At 50.5% G+C, this 23,123-nt stretch carries 25 protein-coding genes and 1 CRISPR repeat array; of the genes, 6 read left to right on the plus strand and 19 right to left on the minus strand.

The annotated features are described in order from the left end of the window. Positions 1–6: 6 nt before the first annotated feature. Positions 7–1,218 carry a PIG-L family deacetylase gene (locus RBH92_RS02395; RefSeq protein ID WP_307933105.1) on the minus strand — a complete coding sequence of 404 codons (1,212 nt, stop codon included), beginning with the start codon at positions 1,216–1,218 and terminating at the stop codon, positions 7–9. A gap of 281 nt (positions 1,219–1,499) precedes the next feature. Between RBH92_RS02395 and RBH92_RS02400 the strand changes: the two genes are divergently transcribed. The 3 genes from RBH92_RS02400 to hepT are packed head-to-tail and all read left to right on the plus strand — an operon-like array spanning position 1,500 to position 4,073. Continuing rightward, positions 1,500–3,206: a glutamine--tRNA ligase/YqeY domain fusion protein gene (locus RBH92_RS02400; RefSeq protein ID WP_307933106.1), complete on the plus strand. Its 1,707-nt coding sequence runs from the start codon at positions 1,500–1,502 to the stop codon at positions 3,204–3,206. 16 nt (positions 3,207–3,222) lie between these two features. After that, positions 3,223–3,669 (plus strand): type VII toxin-antitoxin system MntA family adenylyltransferase antitoxin, encoded by a 447-nt coding sequence (gene mntA, locus RBH92_RS02405; RefSeq protein WP_307933107.1) that lies wholly within the window; start codon positions 3,223–3,225, stop codon positions 3,667–3,669. Further along, complete coding sequence (gene hepT / locus RBH92_RS02410; protein ID WP_307933108.1) at positions 3,657–4,073, plus strand: type VII toxin-antitoxin system HepT family RNase toxin; 417 nt, start codon at positions 3,657–3,659, stop codon at positions 4,071–4,073. Before mntA ends, hepT begins: the two co-directional genes overlap by 13 nt. Before the next feature lie 92 nt (positions 4,074–4,165). Here hepT and RBH92_RS02415 read toward each other — a convergent pair whose 3' ends face one another. The 3 genes from RBH92_RS02415 to RBH92_RS02425 all read right to left on the minus strand — a co-directional run bounded on the left by RBH92_RS02415 (position 4,166) and on the right by RBH92_RS02425 (position 6,362). Continuing rightward, complete coding sequence (locus tag RBH92_RS02415) at positions 4,166–4,438, minus strand: hypothetical protein (RefSeq protein WP_307933109.1); 273 nt, start codon at positions 4,436–4,438, stop codon at positions 4,166–4,168. A gap of 142 nt (positions 4,439–4,580) precedes the next feature. Continuing rightward, positions 4,581–5,642, minus strand: a complete 1,062-nt coding sequence (locus RBH92_RS02420; protein ID WP_307933110.1) for a metal-dependent hydrolase — start codon at positions 5,640–5,642, stop codon at positions 4,581–4,583. A 3-nt stretch (positions 5,643–5,645) separates the two neighbouring features. After that, positions 5,646–6,362, minus strand: coding sequence for a TetR/AcrR family transcriptional regulator (locus RBH92_RS02425; RefSeq protein WP_307933111.1), 717 nt, complete (start codon positions 6,360–6,362; stop codon positions 5,646–5,648). Positions 6,363–6,744: 382 nt separating this feature from the next. Between RBH92_RS02425 and RBH92_RS02430 the strand changes: the two genes are divergently transcribed. Continuing rightward, positions 6,745–7,452, plus strand: coding sequence for an FxDxF family PEP-CTERM protein (locus tag RBH92_RS02430; RefSeq protein WP_307933112.1), 708 nt, complete (start codon positions 6,745–6,747; stop codon positions 7,450–7,452). Positions 7,453–7,647: 195 nt separating this feature from the next. Here RBH92_RS02430 and rlmKL read toward each other — a convergent pair whose 3' ends face one another. The 7 genes from rlmKL to cas1c all read right to left on the minus strand — a co-directional run bounded on the left by rlmKL (position 7,648) and on the right by cas1c (position 17,093). Beyond that, positions 7,648–9,843, minus strand: coding sequence for a bifunctional 23S rRNA (guanine(2069)-N(7))-methyltransferase RlmK/23S rRNA (guanine(2445)-N(2))-methyltransferase RlmL (rlmKL, locus tag RBH92_RS02435; protein WP_307933113.1), 2,196 nt, complete (start codon positions 9,841–9,843; stop codon positions 7,648–7,650). Positions 9,844–9,922: 79 nt separating this feature from the next. Then, on the minus strand, positions 9,923–10,135 hold the full coding sequence (locus RBH92_RS02440) for an RNA-binding S4 domain-containing protein (RefSeq protein ID WP_307933114.1): 213 nt from the start codon (positions 10,133–10,135) through the stop codon (positions 9,923–9,925). Then, the gene (locus RBH92_RS02445) at positions 10,128–10,376 is read right to left on the minus strand and encodes a VF530 family protein (RefSeq protein WP_307933115.1); all 249 of its coding nucleotides are present in this window, start codon (positions 10,374–10,376) and stop codon (positions 10,128–10,130) included. The genes RBH92_RS02440 and RBH92_RS02445 overlap by 8 nt, the downstream gene beginning before the upstream one ends. 149 nt (positions 10,377–10,525) lie before the next feature. Further along, positions 10,526–10,948, minus strand: a complete 423-nt coding sequence (locus tag RBH92_RS02450; RefSeq protein ID WP_307933116.1) for a type II toxin-antitoxin system VapC family toxin — start codon at positions 10,946–10,948, stop codon at positions 10,526–10,528. Then, positions 10,935–11,195, minus strand: a complete 261-nt coding sequence (locus tag RBH92_RS02455; protein ID WP_307933117.1) for a hypothetical protein — start codon at positions 11,193–11,195, stop codon at positions 10,935–10,937. The genes RBH92_RS02450 and RBH92_RS02455 overlap by 14 nt, the downstream gene beginning before the upstream one ends. An 82-nt stretch (positions 11,196–11,277) precedes the next feature. Continuing rightward, a CRISPR array of direct repeats spans positions 11,278–15,615; the repeat unit is 37 nt; unit sequence GTTTCAATCCTCGCCCGGCTTTGGGGCCGGGCGCTAC. Positions 15,616–15,795: 180 nt separating this feature from the next. Continuing rightward, entirely contained in the window at positions 15,796–16,086 is a 291-nt protein-coding gene (gene cas2 / locus RBH92_RS02460) for a CRISPR-associated endonuclease Cas2 (protein WP_292918399.1), read from the minus strand. Positions 16,087–16,088: 2 nt separating this feature from the next. Continuing rightward, positions 16,089–17,093 (minus strand): type I-C CRISPR-associated endonuclease Cas1c, encoded by a 1,005-nt coding sequence (gene cas1c, locus RBH92_RS02465; RefSeq protein ID WP_307933118.1) that lies wholly within the window; start codon positions 17,091–17,093, stop codon positions 16,089–16,091. 78 nt (positions 17,094–17,171) lie between these two features. On the opposite strand from cas1c, the gene RBH92_RS02470 reads away from it, so the two are divergent. Together RBH92_RS02470 and RBH92_RS02475 are read left to right on the plus strand one after the other, a co-directional pair. After that, positions 17,172–17,489, plus strand: coding sequence for a hypothetical protein (locus RBH92_RS02470; protein ID WP_307933119.1), 318 nt, complete (start codon positions 17,172–17,174; stop codon positions 17,487–17,489). Next, entirely contained in the window at positions 17,477–17,851 is a 375-nt protein-coding gene (locus RBH92_RS02475; protein WP_307933120.1) for a type II toxin-antitoxin system PemK/MazF family toxin, read from the plus strand. Before RBH92_RS02470 ends, RBH92_RS02475 begins: the two co-directional genes overlap by 13 nt. Here RBH92_RS02475 and cas4 read toward each other — a convergent pair. The 8 genes from cas4 to cas8c form a co-directional block, all read right to left on the minus strand. After that, complete coding sequence (gene cas4 / locus RBH92_RS02480; protein WP_307933121.1) at positions 17,835–18,467, minus strand: CRISPR-associated protein Cas4; 633 nt, start codon at positions 18,465–18,467, stop codon at positions 17,835–17,837. The genes RBH92_RS02475 and cas4 overlap by 17 nt on opposite strands. Beyond that, positions 18,460–18,855, minus strand: a complete 396-nt coding sequence (locus RBH92_RS02485) for a HEPN domain-containing protein (protein WP_307933122.1) — start codon at positions 18,853–18,855, stop codon at positions 18,460–18,462. Before RBH92_RS02485 ends, cas4 begins: the two co-directional genes overlap by 8 nt. Further along, positions 18,842–19,192 (minus strand): nucleotidyltransferase domain-containing protein, encoded by a 351-nt coding sequence (locus tag RBH92_RS02490; protein ID WP_307933123.1) that lies wholly within the window; start codon positions 19,190–19,192, stop codon positions 18,842–18,844. Before RBH92_RS02490 ends, RBH92_RS02485 begins: the two co-directional genes overlap by 14 nt. A gap of 18 nt (positions 19,193–19,210) precedes the next feature. Beyond that, positions 19,211–19,417 (minus strand): hypothetical protein, encoded by a 207-nt coding sequence (locus tag RBH92_RS02495; protein ID WP_307933124.1) that lies wholly within the window; start codon positions 19,415–19,417, stop codon positions 19,211–19,213. 21 nt (positions 19,418–19,438) lie between these two features. Further along, on the minus strand, positions 19,439–19,798 hold the full coding sequence (locus RBH92_RS02500) for a DUF5615 family PIN-like protein (RefSeq protein WP_307933125.1): 360 nt from the start codon (positions 19,796–19,798) through the stop codon (positions 19,439–19,441). Beyond that, positions 19,795–20,049 (minus strand): DUF433 domain-containing protein, encoded by a 255-nt coding sequence (locus RBH92_RS02505; protein WP_307933126.1) that lies wholly within the window; start codon positions 20,047–20,049, stop codon positions 19,795–19,797. Before RBH92_RS02505 ends, RBH92_RS02500 begins: the two co-directional genes overlap by 4 nt. Positions 20,050–20,210: 161 nt before the next feature. Then, entirely contained in the window at positions 20,211–21,143 is a 933-nt protein-coding gene (gene cas7c, locus RBH92_RS02510) for a type I-C CRISPR-associated protein Cas7/Csd2 (protein ID WP_307933127.1), read from the minus strand. Between the two features lie 20 nt (positions 21,144–21,163). Then, positions 21,164–23,122 carry a type I-C CRISPR-associated protein Cas8c/Csd1 gene (gene cas8c, locus RBH92_RS02515; RefSeq protein WP_307933128.1) on the minus strand — a complete coding sequence of 653 codons (1,959 nt, stop codon included), beginning with the start codon at positions 23,120–23,122 and terminating at the stop codon, positions 21,164–21,166. Position 23,123: the final 1 nt, after the last annotated feature.

The raw sequence follows: 23,123 nt of genomic DNA on the forward strand, positions 1-23,123 counted from the left end.
GAGAAGCTACCAAGGAGGGCACTGTACGAATGCTGGGTCGTACAAATATGCATTAGTATATCTAGAATCAGTTGGAGAGTAATTAGTTACACGTTGAAACGCTGTTGTTCTTTCCAATGAATTTGTATTTAAAGCAGCGTTAACTGATGCGAGTGAGAATTGTGAAGGATAAGTTCGCATAAGATTTGTTAGAAATTCCCAACCAGTTCCCTTGGCAGTAGAAATAAAATCATTTGCACTATAGACAACACTATTTTTATCAATAGGTGCGATTGGAACCAAGGCTGTATATGGTGAACCATTTTCTGTGAGGCCATCGACCCTGCGTGTAGTTAAGAAAAATAATTTCGATTTATCTGGGAAATTTGTTCCAGTATATGCAGCAACCCCTAGTCTAACTGCCTCACCGACAGCACGATGTTCCGAATGGCAGCTTGTTCCATGTCGGGGATCAAAAGTCAAAATTACATCTGGACGGAAATTATCAATTTCAAGCTTAATAATATTGTTCATATTAATTAAGCCAAGACTAGCTGCTTCGCTATTCCATCTGCTTAAAACGACACTTGGTCGTTCGTTTGGGCTATTCCAACTGAAACCACCTAAGGAACTTTGTGCAGGAAATTTTCCCATAGAAACAGGCCATTCCCCTGCTCGTACAGGATCGTTAGTTGCAGTAACTATTTTACAAGTTTTTGAGCCACAATATCGACCCAGAAATGGTGAGAATACAATTTCATCGTCTTGGTGGGCGATTATAAGCAGAATTCGATTAGCAGCCGCAAGCACTTTATCGGGAGTTTGACTATTACTAGGTAAGCCAAATTGATTCGATCTGTTTAATGCTACTGTACCACCTGGGCCTACCGCATTAACTTTTATAGATTGCCCACTTAATGATGAAATTGAATTCAATGTAATCTCAAATCGGTATTTAATGCCAGAAGTTATATTTGTTCCGCATGCAGTATGGATTGCAACTTCTGCTGGTTGATTAGTATTAATCGGAACACCAACTGCTATATTATTCAAGTATGCTTGAACTTTAATTGCGCTTCCTAAGTAGGGTTGACATGCCCAACCTTTAATAGTCCATATATTATTCTGAAGAACTACTTGATCTATAAAACCTTGAGGTAAAGCAGCTATTGCTCGTCCAGATAACATACAAGAAAAAATACCTAGAACTAAAAATGAAAAGAATCGCTTTAAGTCCATTTTCTATCTCCTGATGAGAAGTTGTTTAAGCAATTTATACTATACAGAGATTGAAGATATGTTGTCTACAATTTATAAGATATTACTAAGTACCTATTATTCAGAGTATAGCGAAAGGTTTGTCATGGATTGATAAAGGTTTCTCGTTTGTTTGTAATGATATAAAACAGATATTTAGAGTTCTATTGATAAATAGATTGTACGGCTCCCAGTAGATCAAACGAATCAAAGCCAATTATAATTAGAAAGGAAGCATCATTACCATTTGCGAGAGACCTGCTTTGAACGAAAAATCCAAACACCATTCTGCCGCAGAGACAGCTCCGGCCAATTTCATTCGCAACATTATCGATGACGATAACCGTACCGGCAAATGGGGCGGGCGGGTGGAAACGCGTTTTCCGCCGGAACCGAACGGTTATCTGCATATCGGCCATGCCAAGAGTATTTGTTTGAATTTCGGGATTGCGCATGATTACAACGGTGTGTGTCACCTGCGTTTTGACGATACCAATCCCGAAAAAGAAGCGCAGGAATACGTCGATTCGATCTGCGACAATGTTTCCTGGCTGGGTTTTGACTGGGGCAAGCATCTGTATTATTCATCGGATTATTTTGACCAACTCTACGAATTTGCCGAATATTTGATCATGCAAGGCAAGGCCTACGTCGAAAGCCTAACTGCCGAGGAAATCCGCGAGTATCGCGGTACTTTGACCAGTCCCGGTAAAAACAGCCCTTACCGCGATCGCCCGGCCGACGAGAGTCTCGATTTATTCCGTCGCATGAAGGCCGGTGAATTTGCCGACGGGCAATACGTGTTACGTGCCAAGATTGACATGGCATCGCCCAATATCAATATGCGCGATCCGGTAATTTACCGCATCCGTCACGTGCATCATCAGCGTACCGGCGACCGTTGGTGTATTTATCCGATGTACGACTACACCCACTGCATTTCCGATGCGCTGGAAAGAATTACACATTCCTTGTGTACGCTTGAATTCGAAGATCACCGTCCGCTGTATGATTGGGTGCTCGATCAATTGGCTGACAAAGTGCCGTGTCATCCGCAGCAGATCGAATTTGCCCGGCTCAATCTGACTTACACAGTCATGAGCAAGCGTAAGCTGATTGAGTTGGTGGAAAAGAAATTGGTCGATGGTTGGGACGATCCGCGTTTAAGTACCTTGGCCGGTGTCCGCCGCCGCGGTTTTACACCGCGAGCGATCCGGTTGTTTGCCGAGCGTATCGGCATCAGCAAGGCGGATTCGTGGATCGATATGACCGTGCTGGAAGATTGTTTGCGCGAAGACTTGAACGAACATGCACCGCGCCGGATTGCCATTCTCAAGCCGTTGAAACTGATCATCGACAATTACCCTGAAGGGCAGCAAGAAGACTGCTTTGCGCCGAATCACCCGCAACAACCGGAGTGGGGCAAGCGTACCGTTCCGTTGTCCAAAGTGCTGTATATCGAACGCGATGATTTCATGGAAACGCCCGTCAAAGGCTATTTCCGATTGTCGCCGGGTGCGGAAGTGCGGTTGCGTTATGCTTACTTGATCAAATGTGTCAGTATCGACAAAAATGCTCAAGGCGAAATTGAGGCGATTCACTGTACCTACGACCCCGATACCAAGAGCGGCACACCGGGTGCCGATAGCCGCAAGGTCAAAGGCAATATTCACTGGCTATCCGCTGCGCATGCGCATGCGGCGGAAGTGCGCTTGTACGACCGCTTGTTCAGAGACCCGCATCCGGACAGCGGTGGCAAGGATTACAAAACCGCATTGAATCCGGATTCCAAACAAATCATTACCGCCTACGTCGAACCGGCGTTATGCGAAGCGCAACCCGAGCAAAGTTTTCAGTTCGAACGCAACGGTTACTTCGTCGCCGACCGCATCGACATGAAGCCCGGCAAGCCGGTTTTCAACCGTTCGGTGACATTGCGCGATTCGTGGGGCAAGATTGCAGGTTCGTAAAAGATGAGCGAATGACATGACTCGACAAGCTTTCCAGGCCCATCAACAGAATACAGAAGCCAGCAAAAAAGGAAGCGATCAGAGTTTTTTGGATCAGTTGACAGCCCTATTGCTGCAATTTCCGCAAATCAAATTAGCGATATTGTTCGGTTCTCAGGCAACAGGGTGCGTACGTCCGGATAGCGACATTGATCTTGGTATGCTGTTACAAGAACCGCTGAATGCGGGTTTTAGGCTGCAATTGATGCAGGCGATTAGTGCTAAATTTGGCCGCCCGGTCGATATCGTCGATTTGTTTCACGTACCGGAACCTATCACCGGACAGGTTTTGGGAGGGATCCGCTTGCTTGGCGACGATACTGCATGCGGCAATCTGTTGTACCGGCATCTGCTCAACGTTGCCGATTTTCTGCCACTGCACCAACGGATGCTTACTGAAAGGCGTAATCGATGGATCAAGTGATCATTGCCGAGAAATTGGAATCGCTGCGGCGTTGCATGCAACGCATCGAAGATAAAACACCAGAGGATGCGGGCAGTTTGATCCGGGACATCGATTTGCAAGATATTCTGGTGATCAATCTCACACGCGCTGTACAAATCAGCATCGATATTGGCAGTCACATCATCAGTACAACCAATCAGACATTACCTCAAACGATGGGCGATATTTTTACGAAGTTGCATGAACTTGGAGCAATTTCGCAAGAAACCAACGAACGATTACGAAAGGCTGTTGGTTTCAGAAATATCGCGGTTCACAACTATGAGGCGATCAACTGGGAAATCGTGTACGCCATCTGCCGGAATTCTTTGCAGGATTTCCGGCAGTTTGCTCAAGAGATTTGCCGGTATGCAGGTTTGTAGCTACTACATACTACAAGGTGTGGCATGACATATAGTAAAAATAACAATTCAGATTGAAGAGACACTTTTGAGCATCTCTTCAGTATCTGAAGTCAAATAGCAAGTTTACTAAGCTGTCCTGGCTTTCTGGAGAAGAAGAATGAGATTCCACCAGGTACTTCCGCGATTTGCGGATCAAGATATTCTTCACCTTTTTGTTCAAGGAGTTCTTGCCATTTTGCTTGAATATCCCTCCATGGGGTTTTTGCTATGCGCTGAATGTCATACCAATGATATAGCTCTCCCCAGCTAATGAATGTTGTGCCATTTGCGTATAGCTGATCGAGGCGGTCCCAGACTTGATCAACATGGCGTTTTATCATCATATTCTCCTATATTTAACGATTGATAGTTATAATAGTATATGTTTATTTATATAGAGTCAATTAAAATTATTAATACTATATTAATTATTTAGGCTGATGTTAAGTGTGTATGTATCAACAAATATGGATTTTAGGAATTTATTCAATCAATGTAAAACACCCCCCGTTGCCGTGCCATCTGCCAATCGGTTTGATCGTTTTCTCTACACACACCATAGCGAAATGATGGCGGCAATTCCGGGAATTTGAAGCGCAAGTCGTAAAACCAGGCGCAAAATTTCTGCCCTTGCACATCCACGGAATCTTCTAAAACCGGAAACTGCGCGAAGGCGCGGAACGGCGTGAAAGCGTTCGCCAGCCAGGCTTCGCGAAGCAGGGGGGCGCGGGTGGGATCGCTGCCGAATTGTTGCTGAATTTTCCAGTTGTTTTCCGCAACCGGACGGTAGGCGGCGGTCATTTTTGACAGGAGCCACGTATCGGTTTGCCGTTTTTCAGTGGAAATTGATAGATCGATATCGGCGATATGATAGGTTTCCCGGTTGCGGATGATGATTTTCCAGTGAAACGGCGACAGTGGTTGCGGCAACACGTCGATCTGCGAATAGGAAATGGTTTGGGACTCGGCGTAGCGGTGGGCGATGGCGGCGGCTTGCTGATGCAGCATGAACAAGAAGATGACATAACCGCATAACACCAGCAATGCCGCGATAGCCGCGATTCTACGCCGCGGATAGCGCCATGAAGCGATTAGACCGGCGGCAATGATCAAACTGAACCACGGATCGATGACAAATACCAGCGGCAGCGAATAACGCTCAGTCGAAAACGGCGCGAACAGCATCAGCCCATACGATGTGATCAAATCCCCGGCGATGTGGATGGTGAGACCGAGACAGGCGGGTTGATAAAACAACTGCCAGCCGAAACGTCCGCGGCTGAGTCCGGAAAACGACCATGCCAGCAGTCCTGCCCAAACCGGCAGCAATACCAGCGAATGCGTCGGACCTTGATGCCAGTTTAGATAGGTGAGGGTGTCGATCAGCCGCAGAACCAGATCAATATCGGGAAAAGCAGCGGCAATAAATCCGGCGGCAATTTGCCAGCGTAACGGCAATGCATGGTGGGGTGGATGCGCCGTTGGCCGCGTTGGGCTTGCAACGCGCGCCAGCAGCGCACCGCTCAGTGCATGGGTGAGCGGATCCACTGATTAACCGGATTTTGCGCGGATTTCCGGGACGATGGATAATGTTGGCGCCGGAGAACCGTGAGCTTCGGCAAATTCCCCAACTGTCTGAGATTCCGAATCGGTACCGGAGTTGTCCGCAGTTTCATTGCGAGGATTTCCGTATACCCAGTGATCGAGCGATTCGGCATATTTCAGTTTGTGCGCCAGGAAATCGCGGGTGTTTTGCGAATTCTCCGAATCATCCTGCATCCAGTAAGCAAACGTCGCCAGGTAGATCGTCGTCAGCGCGGTTTCTTCCAGAGCGCGGCGCACATACGTGGCGTCACGTTGCGCGGCTTCGCGCACCCATTGCACAGTGCGGCTGACACGCAGGATGGCGGGGATTTGAATATGCAAGTGACCAGGTTCCAGTTTACCGCCGATCATTTGCCGCGTAACTTTGCGATGCGCGGCCAACGCATCGAGCCACGCCATGATGAGCAATTGCAAGCGTTCGCGTGGCGGCAGGGATAAAAATTCGACAGTTTCGGCGGCTTTAAGCATCCGGCTGTCGGCGCGATCGAACCAGGCATCGACCAGGTCCTCTTTTTCGCGGAAATGGACGCGGATATCGTCCAGCGTAATATCGAGTTCCGCCGCGGCATCGAACAATCGAACCGATTCCCAGTTCGAGCGTTCCGCGATGGTGACTGCCGTATCAACAATTGCTTCACGTAAATCAAGTCTGCTTTTCTTCATCTTGATCCTCCACAGTGTGTTAACGGAGTGGCGACATGCAATGCCGTTTGCACTATACCATATCATTTAAAAACAGGCGGAATCGCTATGACAAATGTCCTGGAAAAAAAGGATGCATCAACTATAGCGGTTGTGTGGTTCGAGAAACTATCATTCAGAGCTATGTTTATTAAGCATTTTCTTTTTGATAAACATGGTTTCGGTTTGTGAGGTTTAGCGGGATTGCATATGCTTTTGACGCGAGCATCGCGAAGCTGGGCATGTGCCGCAAGTGGTGGAATAGGTTACTAAATGTAATCGGATAATGATGTTCGAGCCGCTTCCCGTTACCTGGCAATCCGAAGCACGCTCGTTACACGAAAAACATGAGGAGAAAGATACAATGAAAACCCGTTCGCTTATTTCAAGCACGTTATTGCTGAGCGCAAGCGCGTTATTCGCCGTTTCCGCGCAAGCGACCATTTTGACGTTCGATTTGGACCCGTCAGTAGGTAATTATGGTGATATCCCCGGTGCATACGGCGATAACGTCAATGCCGCCAGTGACGCGGTGGGATCCTATTCGATGGGTAACGGTTATACGCCGAATATCACCACCGAATACCGTACCTGGCGAATCAGCACCGATACAGTGGCCTACAACAATCTCGATTTCTGGGATTTCAATTACGGTGACTTGGTCAATGTGGCATTCAGTGTGACTAGCGCAGATCACTTTGCGGAAATTACCCTGGTGCCGGAACCGGGCTGGGCGATTCGCCTGAACAGTTTTGACTTGGCCGGTTACGCTAAAATCGATCACCCCGATTCACAAGTGCGCATTCTGGATGCCGCCAGCGAGGCTGTGCTGATCGATTATTCACCGGTAACGGTGCTGGGAGCAGGTGGAACACATAGCACGTTTACCCCCAACCTAACATTTTTCGGTGCGATCTCGATCCGCTACGGCTACAACGATTGGAACATCGGTATCGACAATATCAATTTCGATCAAGTTACTGCCGTTCCGGAACCGGAAACCTATGCCATGCTATTGGCCGGTTTGGGATTGCTGGGTTTCATGGCGCGCCGCAGGACCCAGAACGTTTAAACAGTGATCATTATCGAATCAGCAACCCCGCCTTCGTGCGGGGTTTGTTTTTTTGCAGGTTATAAAAAAATGTTTTCGAGGCAGCCGATACAAGGCAAAAACAGGCGAGAAAGCGCAGTTTATGCATAATAAATGAGCATTTTGAGCCTGTTTTTAACACCGTAGCGGCAACGCAGATAGTTTTTCAATGACCTGTCAGCGAGTGATTTTCCAAACAGAGTGAATTCTCGCGTCGCGCGCGAAATCTTCCGGGATCAGTTTCGCGCTGAGATCTTCTAAGATTAATCCGGCAAGAGCCTGTTGATCCATCTTGAAGCGGCGGAAATTGGTCGAAAAATACAAAATGCCACCCGGCGCGAGCAAAGCCGCCGCGTTGCGGATCAATGATACATGGTCTTTCTGGATATCGAATGCTTCGTCCATGCGCTTGGAATTGGAAAACGTCGGTGGATCGAGAAAAATCAGATCAAATTGCGGGCGGCGTTTGCTGCTGGCTTGTCCGCTCAGCCATTCCACGCAATCGGCGCGAATCAATTGATGATCGCCTTGGATACCGTTCAGTGTGAAATTCCGCTGCGCCCAATCGAGATAGGTGTTTGACATATCGACCGTTACGCTCGATACCGCACCGCCGATAATGGCATGTACCGTTGCGCTGCCGGTATAAGCAAAACAATTCAGGAATCGCTTGCCCTTGGCTTGCTGCTGAATCAGCAAACGTACCGGACGATGATCGAGGAATAAGCCGGTATCGAGATAATCCTCGAAGTTTACCCAGAATTTGCAACCGCCTTCGGTAACGACGTGAAAATGGCGCGAATCGCCAAGTTTTTCGTATTGATCGGTGCTTTTCTGCTTGCGGCGGATTTTTAGAAACACTTGCTCCGCCGGGATTTCCAGCACTCTGGCGATTTCTCGCAGTGCGCCTGCCAGCCGTTGGTTGGCTTTGGCCGGATCGATCGTTTTAGGCGGTTCGTATTCCTGCACGTTAACCCAGGTTTGATCGCTGTGATAAACATCGACGGCAACCGCATATTCCGGCAAGTCGGCGTCGTACAGCCGGTAACAATCGATACGGTTTTTTTCAGCCCATTTACCCAGCTTCTTAAGATTCTTGCGCAGGCGGTTGGCGAACATTTCCGCATGACTATCGGTTGATTCCGTTTGCGCGCGGCGGCTGATGTGTTCGATGCGCTCCTGCTGCGACTTGGCTTTCGGTTCGAAAAATGCGCTTTCTTCAATCGTGAGCCGCAATAACTTGCATTCCAACGCGCCGTTGAATAATGTCACCGGTTTTTGCGAACGGATGCCGAGACGGAACCCCAGCTCCGGGTTGCCGATAATGATCGCCGCTTGCCAGCCGCTAAAGCGCTGCTTAAGCACGTCACCGAATTCCCGGTACAACGCCGCGGTTTCCTCTTCATCGCCCAGCCGCTCGCCGTACGGCGGGTTACAGACGATCAACCCTTTCGGCCAGCTCAAAGCGGCAGCGGCATCCGCAATGTTGCGCTTCTCGATGTGAATTTTTCCCGCCAATCCGGCGTTCTCGATGTGCTGCAACGCGGTGGTAACGGTGCGCCGGTCTTGGTCGAATCCGGCGATCACCGGCAATTTGCTCAAACCGGCCTCGCGCCGTTTGTGGGCATCGTCCAGCAAGCTTTGCCATAATTGCGGATCATGCTGCTTCCAGCCGAGAAAACCGAAATAATCGCGGTGCAGCCCCGGCGCGATATCGGCGGCGATCAGCGCGCCTTCCACCAGCAACGTGCCGGAACCGCACATCGGATCGAGCAATGAACCGCCTTGCGCGGCGATGTCCGGCCAACCGGCGCGCAGCAAGATCGCCGCCGCCAGGTTTTCCTTGATCGGTGCGGCGATGCTGACTTCACGGTAGCCGCGTTTATGCGAACTTTCGCCGGATAAATCCAGGCTCAATTGCGCGGTATCGTTGTGCAGATAGACATTGACACGGATGCTGGGGTACTCGGTATCGACATTGGGGCGGCTGCCGAATTTGGCGCGTATTTGATCGACGATGGCGTCCTTGACTTTGAGCGCGCCGAAATGGGTATTGTTGATCGCCGGATTATTCTTGCTGTTGAATGATACCGCCAAACTGTCGTCAGCGTTCAGATGCTCCGACCAGTCGACGCGTTGCACGCCATCGTAGAGATCCTGCTGCGATTTCACCTCGAAACTGCTGAGCAGCAATAACACGCGGCTGGCGGTGCGCAACCATAAGCAGGCTTGGTAGGCCAGCGCCAGATCGCCTTGAAATGCCGCTCCGGCCATCTTCTGCTGTACGTTTTGTCCGCCGAGCGCCTGGATTTCGTTGGCGAGTATGCCTTCCATCGCTTTCGGCGTGGTGGCGAAGAGTTGGTATTGCGTCATGATTTACGATCTGTACTGAATAACCGCGTAGGATACTCGAATGTACCGGCGCCGCGCTGGCTTTTTTGAACCGGGCGGTTCAGAGTGTTACGGTGATTTGTTCCCGGGCATATTCCACCACTTGGCCATTGCGAATCTTGCAAGTTTTGCGTAGCTCGACCTGATCATTCACTTTGACCTCACCCTTGGCGATTGCGGCCTTGGCCTCGCCACCGCTCCCGCACAGGCCGGTGATCTTCAACAGATCGTTCAATGCAATCGCGTCGTGGCCTTTAAGACTGAATTCACTCATGGTTTTCCTTTTTCAGTTGGATATAAATGGTTTCGACTTTCTCTCTGGCCCACGGTGTCTTGCGCAGAAACTTCAGACTGGACTTGATGCTGGGATCTTGTTTAAAGCAATTGATATCGATCCTTTTGGACAACCCCTCCCAGCCATAGTACGCATGCAGCTCGGTCAGCAGTGCTTCCAGGGTGACACCTTGTAAAGGGTTTTTGGTTTGCGGATGCTTATTACTTTCAGGAGTGGGCATGGCTGCAGGGGCAAAATCGTTAACCGAGTTGTATTATACGTGTTGCATCCGCTCGGGCATGAAGCTTTTGTTTCAATCCTCGCTCGTCATTTTGACCGGTTCATCCCCGCGGGCGTGGGAAAACGCAATCGGTTTAAGCGGCGGTAACATCAGTCATCGGGCAATAGTAAGTTCTGAAATGGATGATGATTTTTCCAGAGATAGGTTTTAAAGTCTCGCACATCGGTGGAAAGAATTTGACCGTGTCCTAACTCTTCCGCAAGCAAGACTAAAGATGCATCGGCTAAATTCATAGGTAGATCTTCGTATTGTTTAATTAATTGGCGAATTCGGATTAAATGTGAAGTTTGTAGATCAAAAACCTCGATATAACCCGTCTCTAAAACCGAAATAAATCGTAATTGACTTGAACCCCCCAGGCGTTTACCTAACAAATAACTGGTTTCAGTAATGACAGGCCAGGTAGTTATCAAAGCCTCTTCCAATTTCTGCATTCGTTCCACAGCCATTGCATGAAACCGATCATTAGCGTTAAAGAATGCAAGCCAGAATCCAGTGTCACTTAATACCATGCTTCTCTTCCCAGCCCTGATCAAGATATACTTTATAAGTAGTCGATAAATCTTCCGGACCTTTAGCCGTACCCGCCAACATTTCTATTAACTTCTGGTTTTTTTCCTTTGCGCTCAATTCCGCCTTCTCATACATCAAATCAATAGCCTGTTTAATGACATCCGTGGTATTGAGGTGTGTTCTTTGCTGAATGGCTTTAATTTTTTGTTCATAACTGTCATCAATCCGCACCGTTATTCTCATCATTCGCTCCTCGTCTGACTGATTGTCGGACAGACTATAACATTATGTACTGGCGATTAAAAGGAGATCGAAGAACCGAAGCTAGGTTTCAATCTTGGCCCGGCTTTGGGGCCGGGCGCTACGGCTTGTCACCCGGCTTAGGGATATCAACAAAATGTTTCAATCCTCGCCCGGCTTTGGGGCCGGGCGCTACGGCGCGTCAACGTGTTGCGCTCAATCGTGCTGGGGTTTCAATCCTCGCCCGGCTTTGGGGCCGGGCGCTACACGGAATTGATTTGTCGAAAGAACTGACAGAAGAAGTTTCAATCCTCGCCCGGCTTTGGGGCCGGGCGCTACGTCCGGCGCGAAAGTGCTCTCGGCTGTCGATGCGCAGTTTCAATCCTCGCCCGGCTTTGGGGCCGGGCGCTACGCAAATACAACAAGGGATCCATCCGCTTATAGCGGTTTCAATCCTCGCCCGGCTTTGGGGCCGGGCGCTACCACTCATGTTCGCACGGTGCCGGTCGTAAGATGGGTTTCAATCCTCGCCCGGCTTTGGGGCCGGGCGCTACAAGCAAGCGCAGGTGCTATCGAACAAGAGATCAAAGTTTCAATCCTCGCCCGGCTTTGGGGCCGGGCGCTACCATCGTTTAGCAAATAATGTCGAGCGGTTGTGTCGTTTCAATCCTCGCCCGGCTTTGGGGCCGGGCGCTACGACTGTAGCAAGTCCGACAAAAACAGTTGCCAGCGGTTTCAATCCTCGCCCGGCTTTGGGGCCGGGCGCTACCCCGGCATTAATCCGCATGCCAACGATTTCGGAAGTTTCAATCCTCGCCCGGCTTTGGGGCCGGGCGCTACTATCAAGCTGTCGGCGTTATCCAGTATCATCAGCAGTTTCAATCCTCGCCCGGCTTTGGGGCCGGGCGCTACCTCTGCGCCCAAGTCCGTCTTCGGGAAGCCATGCGTTTCAATCCTCGCCCGGCTTTGGGGCCGGGCGCTACTGTTTGTTGCGCTGGATCCGCATCACCCGTTCTGGGTTTCAATCCTCGCCCGGCTTTGGGGCCGGGCGCTACCGTTCTTGACCATGTTATCCAAGCCGCCGCTAAAGTTTCAATCCTCGCCCGGCTTTGGGGCCGGGCGCTACCTGAAAAGTTACATGGGCATATTGCTCATCGCGCTGTTTCAATCCTCGCCCGGCTTTGGGGCCGGGCGCTACATTTAACAAAATTCTTTTGCGCGGTGTCATCTTTGTTTCAATCCTCGCCCGGCTTTGGGGCCGGGCGCTACCAAGCGAAAGCCCCACTGCTTCACGGCATAGCTGTTTCAATCCTCGCCCGGCTTTGGGGCCGGGCGCTACGCCGCCAGTTCGGTAGCAGCCGGTACGTCCACACAGTTTCAATCCTCGCCCGGCTTTGGGGCCGGGCGCTACCAAAAAAGCCGCTAAAAAGCGGCTTGTTAAATGAGTTGTTTCAATCCTCGCCCGGCTTTGGGGCCGGGCGCTACCCGCAAAGGCAAGCGGTTTTGGCCTGATTCCGATGTTTCAATCCTCGCCCGGCTTTGGGGCCGGGCGCTACACGTACGAATCCAAACATAGGAAAATCATAATGGCTGTTTCAATCCTCGCCCGGCTTTGGGGCCGGGCGCTACCGCCTTTCTCTTTCCCGTCTGCGGTTGCAAATTGCGTTTCAATCCTCGCCCGGCTTTGGGGCCGGGCGCTACTATACGCTCATTGAGCGCAATGTAAAGCGGGTTTTGTTTCAATCCTCGCCCGGCTTTGGGGCCGGGCGCTACTGGTTCTTTTCAGATAATTCTGCTTATGGCAAAGGTTTCAATCCTCGCCCGGCTTTGGGGCCGGGCGCTACTCTTGGCGGCCTTTCGCGCCACAGAGAGACAAATTGTTTCAATCCTCGCCCGGCTTTGGGGCCGGGCGCTACAATACCCCAGGATATGCTGCGCATCGCACGGCGGGTTTCAATCCTCGCCCGGCTTTGGGGCCGGGCGCTACCGCGCCACGGATAACGTTTGCCTCAATTTTTGCGGGTTTCAATCCTCGCCCGGCTTTGGGGCCGGGCGCTACTGTTTTTGCTGGGCGAGCGCGCCACCGGCGTTAAGTTTCAATCCTCGCCCGGCTTTGGGGCCGGGCGCTACATCAGCCGCAACAATACTATTCCAAGCCCAGCTTGTTTCAATCCTCGCCCGGCTTTGGGGCCGGGCGCTACACGGCGAAGAGTTGCCTTGTCCTGAATTAGACCCGTTTCAATCCTCGCCCGGCTTTGGGGCCGGGCGCTACAGCGGATTATACAATCGTCCGGCCCGATGGCGAAGTTTCAATCCTCGCCCGGCTTTGGGGCCGGGCGCTACGACGTTACGCAAAGGTAAAGTGTGGGATATCAAGGTTTCAATCCTCGCCCGGCTTTGGGGCCGGGCGCTACCCCAAGGCCTAGGTATGGGCGATAAACATGCTCAGTTTCAATCCTCGCCCGGCTTTGGGGCCGGGCGCTACTCGTCCTCGTCATCACCGCATCCATCAGCATACTTGGTTTCAATCCTCGCCCGGCTTTGGGGCCGGGCGCTACCTTATCTATGCCCGATTTATTATCGCCAGTAACATTGTTTCAATCCTCGCCCGGCTTTGGGGCCGGGCGCTACCATCTACTTAATCTACCTATAGAATATTGCGTTTGTTTCAATCCTCGCCCGGCTTTGGGGCCGGGCGCTACGCAGCCGACTAGACTGTGGGAATTGCAATCAGCAGTTTCAATCCTCGCCCGGCTTTGGGGCCGGGCGCTACTCCGGCAAGCCTTACTCCGGTTGCTACGTAAACACGTTTCAATCCTCGCCCGGCTTTGGGGCCGGGCGCTACTTTCAGGCTTCCATATCCAATTTAGGCCGGCTGATGGTTTCAATCCTCGCCCGGCTTTGGGGCCGGGCGCTACTTCATGGCGGCCATTTGCGCCGCAGCGCGACAAGCTGTTTCAATCCTCGCCCGGCTTTGGGGCCGGGCGCTACCCGCTGTGAATCTTGCGGGAATCCAAGCTCAACGGGTTTCAATCCTCGCCCGGCTTTGGGGCCGGGCGCTACGCCATCATCGCCTTGACCGCGAATTGGTTGTGGGAAGTTTCAATCCTCGCCCGGCTTTGGGGCCGGGCGCTACTTTTTTGGGCTTATCATCGTAATCAACATTATGTGGTTTCAATCCTCGCCCGGCTTTGGGGCCGGGCGCTACGTTTTGTTCCCTTCGGCCGGATTAAATTGGATATGGTTTCAATCCTCGCCCGGCTTTGGGGCCGGGCGCTACCGTGGCTACGGCTGATTTAGCTTCGTTATTGTAAAAAGTTTCAATCCTCGCCCGGCTTTGGGGCCGGGCGCTACCGGAATACACCGAATCGACGTCACCGTCGACCAGTTTCAATCCTCGCCCGGCTTTGGGGCCGGGCGCTACGTTTTTTTGTCGCGTTTGTCTTGCAATTTGTAAAAGTTTCAATCCTCGCCCGGCTTTGGGGCCGGGCGCTACGCTCGCAATCTGTCATTTTTAAAGGTGACGCTATGTTTCAATCCTCGCCCGGCTTTGGGGCCGGGCGCTACCTCAGATCGGCGCTGGCACTGTGCAATTGTACATTGTTTCAATCCTCGCCCGGCTTTGGGGCCGGGCGCTACCAGATTGTTGGCAATCAAAGGGCGGTGCAGTGATGTTTCAATCCTCGCCCGGCTTTGGGGCCGGGCGCTACCCAGTTTTTCTTGTATGTCTCTCGCCTCTCCCGTGTTTCAATCCTCGCCCGGCTTTGGGGCCGGGCGCTACTTGCGTTGATTCGTTTGGCATAGCGCCGAATAACGGGTTTCAATCCTCGCCCGGCTTTGGGGCCGGGCGCTACTCACCGCTTCTGCGGAAAAGTTTGTAATGCCATCAGTTTCAATCCTCGCCCGGCTTTGGGGCCGGGCGCTACGTTAGACCTTTCATTTTCCCCACCGTCTCTGAATGTTTCAATCCTCGCCCGGCTTTGGGGCCGGGCGCTACGACGTAATTAACAGCCTCGTTTAAATTTGGCTTGGTTTCAATCCTCGCCCGGCTTTGGGGCCGGGCGCTACAATCAAATACCATTCGCCAGTACCGACTTGAGCGTGTTTCAATCCTCGCCCGGCTTTGGGGCCGGGCGCTACGATGGACGCGGATGCATTTAGCAGCGTATTTAGCGTTTCAATCCTCGCCCGGCTTTGGGGCCGGGCGCTACCATATTTTTGTGATCCGGTGAAGCAATTGTGGCTTGTTTCAATCCTCGCCCGGCTTTGGGGCCGGGCGCTACACAAATTATTGCAGAAATGCAAGCCGCTGGCGTCGTTTCAATCCTCGCCCGGCTTTGGGGCCGGGCGCTACACGCACTTGCCCCGGTCTTTTGCGGTCAAATAGATGTTTCAATCCTCGCCCGGCTTTGGGGCCGGGCGCTACAGTACAACTGCAACCCGATCATACAACAAAGAAATTTTTTGTTCACGCGCGAACTGGGGATTTGGGGAATGATTTTGGGATGTGATTGCGAACAAGGTTTTCAGGAGGTTGCAATTTTTCATGAGGTTATTCTTTGCGCGAACCAGCCGGTATTTTGCCGTTGCTTGCGATTCGCGGATGTTAGATGATGAGCGATCCATCGAAATCGACGGCTTTAAATTTTCCATATTCCTTGACGTGCAGATCGACGGGTTCCGTCAAACGATAGAGCCGCAGGTTGTCTTCCTTTTCGTCTATTTCGGCCAGTAATCTGCGTTCCAAATCTTCATACTGCATCAAACTGACTTTACATTCGAATACCGATTTTTGCACGCGCTGTCCGATTCCTTCGCAGATTTTGGCAACGCGCCGCAATCTTCTGCGGCCTTCCTTGGTTTCGGTTGAAACATCGTAGGTTACGATAATCAGCATGGTCATTTCACCAGAAAGGGAATATACGCTTCCATGTCGCCGCGAATGGCGCGCGCCATGAAACGCGCTTGCAGTTGCGGCAATAGCCCGAACGGCACTTTGGTATCCAGCAGCGGGTGATTGATTTCTTCCTGCTTGCGTTCCTGGTAAGCGGCTACGACAATTTTTCGCGCGTCATTTTCCAGATACACCGCGCCGCCTTCGCGTAACTGCAAATCCCGTTCGGTGATCTGGCCGCGATTGACCAGCGTGAGCGCCAGCCGGTCCGCCAGAATCGACCGGAATTCTTCCATCAGATCCAGTGCCAATGCCGCTCTGCCTGGGCGCACTGCGTGCAGAAAACCCAATTGCGGATCGAGCCCGACGCTTTCAATGGCCGAGCGGCAATCGTTCATCACCATCGAATAAAGAAACGACAGCAGCGCATTGAAACGGTCGCGCGGCGGTCTGCGCGTGCGTCCGTCCATGGTGAAATATTCGCGGACATTACGCCGCACCAAATTGGGCAATGCGGAGAAATACACTTTGGCGGCGTCGCCTTCAATGCCGCGCACCACGTCCAGATCCGCCGCTACCGCCAGATTGCGTATGGAACCGGCCAATGCATCGGCGGCTTGGCTGAGTATTTTTTGATCCTGTTCGTCCGTTGTTTCCCGCGCGCCGCGCAGTAATACCTGGCGGGAATTGCGCAGCTTTCCGGCTATCGCCGCTTTCGCAACCGCAACGGCAAAGGATGTATCCGCAGCCAAGCGATGCTGGGCCTGACGCAACAGAATATTGCCGCTGACCGCGCCTTCCAGCCTGGCTTTGAATCGCCCGTTGCCATCGAGTAACACCAAGCCGATGCCGTCGTCGGCGCAACGATGCATCAGCGCCGGGGAAATCATGATGTTACCGAAGCAAACGAGCGTACCCAAATGATGCAGCGGCACTTGGAGTTTCTTTTGCCGTTCCACGTCGATGCGCACGGTATCGTTTTCCAAATGCGCGTAGGCATTGGGTGTCATGATATAAAGTGTGTTGAGGATTTGATACATTATGTATTACAATTTGTGAAATTTATCCAAGTTATCGGGATTTACAATATGACGACGCTCAACATCCGGCTGACCGAGCAGATTGAACAGCGGCTTTCGGAAGAAGCCGAACGCGAAAATAAAACCCGTTCCGAAATCGCTCGCGATGCATTGAATTGGTATCTGTTGGAAATCGAGAAAAAACGTTTCATGGATCAACTCCTGGAAGAAGCCCGCGCAGCCTACTCAAACGAAAGCATCCGGCAAGAAGCGCGGACCATTTCCGAAGAGTTTCTGTCCCTCGAAAACGACATGCTGGAGAATGCCGAAGACCTGTTATCCGGCGATTTGCCGCAGACTGAATCTTCCGAAACATGGTGGAAGTAATCCGCCGTGGCGAAATCTGGGTCGCCAATCTGAATCCGCCGCGCGGTCAGGAAGTCGGCAAAATCCGTCCGGTTCTGGTTTTTCAGGATAACGCACTGACCGCGATCGGCACACCGATGATCATCATCCTGCCGCTGACAACGCAGGTTTACCCTACTTTCAAACAATGGCGCATCACCGTCACCGCTCGCCACCGCTTGTTGAAGGATTGCCAAATCATCGTCGATCAACCGCGAACCTTGGATCGCGCCCGATTCGGAGAAGGGCCTTTGGCGACACTCAGCGAAGATGAAATGATTTCCATTGAGCGCGCTTTTCTGGGAGTATGCGGTATGCTTCATTACGCTATTCGTCCACGTTAAACAATTCATCCAGCAATTCATGCTGGTGCGTTTTATCCGCCAACGCCTGCGGCTGGCAAATTTCCTTCAACGAACATTCCTTGCAACGCGCGTCGTTAACCGGCGGCGGCAATGTCCCGGAAGCCAGCAAAGCACGTACAGCCGCCACGGTTTCCTCGACTTGCCGGCGCAACGCCTCGGTAATAGCGACTTCACGGCGGCGACGGGAAGTGTGATGATAAATCGCACCGTGCGTCACCGGTTTTCCGGTCATTTCTTCCAGACAGATCGCTTGCGCCGCCAGTTGGATATCGTCATGCGCTTTTGCACGTTTTTTACCGTGCTTGTATTCCACCGGATAAATCCGCCCATCCGGATAAAACTCGACGACGTCGCATTTGCCGATCAACCCTAAACGCTCCGACCAAACCGGCAATGCTTTCTCGCTGCGGACGCCTTCAAATGACTCAAAACCCGGCTCATCGACACGCTGATGCACGGCGTTGCCGCGCATGGTATGAACGTTTTCGTCAAATGCCTGCTCGACATGAATCAACGCGCACTGGCGCGGGCAATAGCTGTAGTGCTGCAATGCCGAAAGCATGATGGGGTCGTCGTTATCCAGGCGGTTATTCATGTGCGGCGACGGCGTGTTCAACGTGAGTCAGCAACGTATGTACATTAAGGATTTCCACCTTGCGATCAATCGGTTCGTCGAGTTCGGTAATGCCTTCTTCGTAGCGCGCTTGAACGGCAAATATTGTGTATTGAACCAATGGCCAATATGCGTTTACCTCAATGCCTTGCAATTCCAGCAAAGCCAGCAATCTCGCCAATTCATGCGTCATGGGATAAGTGTCGGTATGAATGCATAGCCATGCTTTCAATGCTTTCTCCACCGCTTGCTGGATATGAAATCCGAAAATCTCATCTGCAAAAAGCGGATTGTCTTGCATGCCAATCAGTGCGTTTAAGTCTTTATGCGCCATGCGCAACATCGCGCGCGCCCGGTCAAGGTCGGCCATGCAGCACTTTCCCTTCGCGAATCGCCCGGCCAATCACATGATTCGTTGAATTCTTCCACTGCTCGAATTCATCCCGGCTGTAGAGCAAAATATCCTTAGAAATATTTAATCCCTTCAACGCGATATACAAACGCGCCGCTTCCTTCCTGCGGCTGCGCTGTGGAGAAAACGGCTCGGTTTCGACAATCAGCAAATCGACATCGGAATCCACCCGCGCATCTCCCCTTGCTCGAGAACCAAACAGAATGATGGCTTCCGGCGAAACTTCACGAACGATGGTATCAACCATCTGTTGCAATAGGATTTTTTCGTCAGCGGCGTCGATTGGGGAAGTCATTTTGGTATTCTTCTTTTGTTATTCAACAATTACTTTCTGGCCGTGCTGAAGTAGTTGTATTTTCTCTGGTGACAATTCTTCATCGAAATGACAATGCACGGCATCGCGCACCTGTTGATGCAAACTGGCAAGATCATCCGCTTCTGTAAAAATGGATTCCCCCAGCGCACGGGCGGTGTAGCCGCCTTCTGGGGCTTCTTCGACCAGAAATAAAATCTCTCTCATAGTTAATTTGCCTCTATTAAGCTATTTCTCTTTTAACTTCCGCAATCGTATCCCTTCGCGCTGAATTACCGCAAAATATCCTGATTGGATTTCGTTTAAGGCACACAAGCTTATTGCCAGTAATTCTTCCACAATGATGGGATGCAAGCGGAAATACAAAATTGCCTCAGGTGGTTCTATTCCATGAAAAAACACCAGATCCCCAAAATCCACATCGAACGTAAGTAAGCTACGTCCCGTTTCACGCGCAAGGGAAAGCACGGCACGATCATTGATTCCCGGTGAAATCTCTGCAATTGAAAGAACATCGTAATCCGCGTCAATGAGACCCTTTATAACCGGCAGAGGAAAATTCTCATCGGCCAGCAACTTCGAAATCATCGAGTAACAGTGCCAGATTCTGCAGCCGCCCGCATGATAAAGGTCTCATCTTTCATGCAATCCCGGATAAACGCAAATACCGCTTGCAAATCTTCCGAGGTCAAATGCGGATAGCTTTCAAGTATCTGTGCTTCATCCCAACCGGAAGCCAATAGATCAAGAATAAACTCAACCCCGATACGGGTTCCCCGGATACGCGGCTTACCGAACAGAGTGTCCGGGTCTGAAACGATACGATCTTGCCAGTTCATATCAATACCTCCTAAAAATATTTAACCAATACGCTGTAGCAGTTGTACGCCGGACGGCATGTTGGCTTCATCTACTGTTACGGTGTAATCGCTAAAGCTACGAGGGATAGCAATGCTATCCTTGAGTCTCGGTTGGATACGAATAACATTAGTTGTGGTCATCAAAACCCCTCAATGATTTCAGGTTCAAGACCTTTTAATTCCTGAAGCTTAAAACTTCCATCAGACTGAATCGATTCTCGAAGTGTTCGATGTACCTTGGCCGAAGAATATTGTCCAGACTTGCAATTGTGCTTCCACCAAATCACTTTCAAAATTTCCATACTTCCTGCTGGCCTTGCGGATGACTCGTCGTTCTCAAATAACTTTGGAAGCAACTGCTTAATAATTTCTGCATCTGCATCACTAAAACCTGTTCTTTCAGCCAATTGTGGATTCATACTACCGTAGAAAACATAAATCCCACTGTCAACCCGATGTTTCATACCCATTGTGTCAGAACCACGCTTGCTGCCATCCCCCTCACCACTAACACTTTTGGTGATTTGATTGCTGGTAATCTTGTCTCTGACAGGCTCAACACTAAAGGCGGATTGGATAGTAACTGGCCCGCGAATCGGTATTGAAACTTTGTTCAATTCATCATCCTCAGTTGGAATCTCGTCAGCAGCTACCTTCTTGGTTTTTTTTGCCTCTTTATCTTTCCAAGCAAATACTTGACCAAATGCTCTGACATCAAACCATTTAGCACATGCTCTTTTTACTGTATCAATTTTGTTGGCACTGTTCTTGAATGCGTCTTTACCAAGACCGTTCTTGTCAGATTCCGCGCGAACACGAAGGCTGGGTTCACCATCCTCATTTCGGTCGTCAGATTGAACGAAAATCGCATTGCCATCATCTTTTTTTCCGGTAGTGACCCAACGTTCTAGTAGCCGGTCCCTGACTTTGCGTTTAATGCACACATCTGTCATTTCTCCGATACCTCCGTAATCTGTACGCGGGCGATTACCATCGAGGGGATCGCCATTCGGATTGGCATTCTTGACGCGAAGAATTACGGCGAAATCAATTTTGTTTTGCAATATGCTCATGTCTGGTCTCCTTGAATTGTCTAGTTATCGGTGCTGGTCATTTCAGCATCGGTTGCTGATTCACCGTCCTTGTGGGGTTTTGCCTTATTCAACTCCCGTCGCTGACAGTGATAGCCCAATAAAAATTCACCAGACAACGGACGATCATCCGTAAAATCATCACCTTGGAATGCACACACAACCTCATCGAGCAATTTTTCTCTAATGACAAGGAAGCCAACCCCATGATCAGAAGTCCGTAATCGAGACATGTATGGTTTCAAAGCAAGCTCGATGTTTTTCCAGGTTGAGAACGGATGACTAGAAAAACGCTGCATTAGTTTTGCGGCTGTAGTGTCACGGTTCTTTTCAGCTTTGGTTAACGCGAAACCCTCAATGCTGTCGGCGATTGCCAAGAGCCGACCATATAGATAATCTCGCGATACCCGGTTAGTTTCCAGAGTCATTTGATACCTCTCCTTTCCAATATAAGCCCCCTTTATTAGGGCGCAAGCGATACCCAGATTTTTCTCCCAATCCCATTCTCTACCGTATTTATCCTTCTCGAAGGAAATGCGGTTACATGTTTTACGAAAAGTTGTTTCTCTCAAGTCTCCTGGGAAAGCCTGACCATCAATGATGCAGGGCAACAGTCGCTCCACTGTCACTTTAATCAGTTTTTCATGTTGCTTGTCTTTGGGACGACCATAGGCGGCTTCCGCGATGTCTTTGGGTGAGGGTGCGCCGACAAAACGTATTTGCTGCTTGGTTTCCGCGTCGCGCCCATAGTCTTGATGCCAAGCAAATGCTGTGTGCCATGCTTGAATGCGATCAAGATATTCTGAACCAGTGAGCTCCCGGTAATAAGTAATAGCCATTCGGCCAGGCGTCGCTGAATCAAGCCCCATTACCACAATGCCGTCAGTTGATCCCAGCTTGGCTCGATAACCGCGAATACGGTTATTCAACCTGAGTGCGAAAGCCTGTCCAATATCTCCTTGAAACTGTGGTTTTGAATCGTCTCCCTCAACATCTAATTCAAACGTGTCGGCGGTATTACCAAACGGGTCGGGAATTTCTTTGCCACCAACATCCCAAGCAATTATGGCTTGATCGCCATTACGAAACGCTTGGCGTTGAACTAGCCAACGTAGGGCATTGTGCGCTTTCTCCGAAACCTCGGTTCCTACACCTGCTGCTTGCCGTGCACTCAGGAATCGGCCCAAATAAACAAAATCGGAATCCGTATCCTTCTTGTTCGAGATGAGTTTTGCCCCATCTTTTCCATTACGAATTTTGTTTTGATGCTTATCGGCCAAAAACATTCTACTTCCCGTAACCATACAAAGATCAGGAGTCTTGGTGGCTTCATTTTCAGTGCAATAAGCAAGCCATGCATCTTGCAGATTTTTGTCTTTCCATACTTCAGGTACTGGATCGTTCGCAGTCTCAACACGCCAGCGAATCAGTGCATTTTGAGGTTTGTATATCTTTTTTTCTGCGGTCAACTGCTTCAATAATGGTGGCTTATTTTGCGTGGATTCCCATGCTCTCAGCAGATGCCCGTCAGCATCAACAGGCATGACCCCCTCTTTGATTAAATCGCTCAATACGGTTTTTTTTTCTATGTATTTGAAAACCGCAGTTGCTTTAGGATGGAGCTGACACCAGTTTCCAAGCTGCTCCCGATATTTTTCAAAATATTCGTTTTCTATTTGGTTATCTTCTACATAATCACCAGCACAGTATTTGACATGATCGCAAAGCGGGTGAGGCACTATCGCACTTGTTCTGGCCGTGGATGATTTCTCCGTGGCAGGGATTACCGTGATTTCCTTGTTAACAACAGAGGCACGCCTAAAATTCCCGTCAGCATCCACAACGATTTCAATATGGGCTTGCTGTGCTATATGACCGATAGGCGGCAATGGATTGTTTTCAAATTGAGGAGCATCTTTGCACTTATCATAAGTTTCATAAAGTTTCTGAATCCAGCTCATC

It is taken from the genome of Nitrosomonas sp. sh817 (assembly GCF_030908545.1).
In the GTDB taxonomy this organism is placed as follows: Bacteria; Pseudomonadota; Gammaproteobacteria; order Burkholderiales; family Nitrosomonadaceae; genus Nitrosomonas.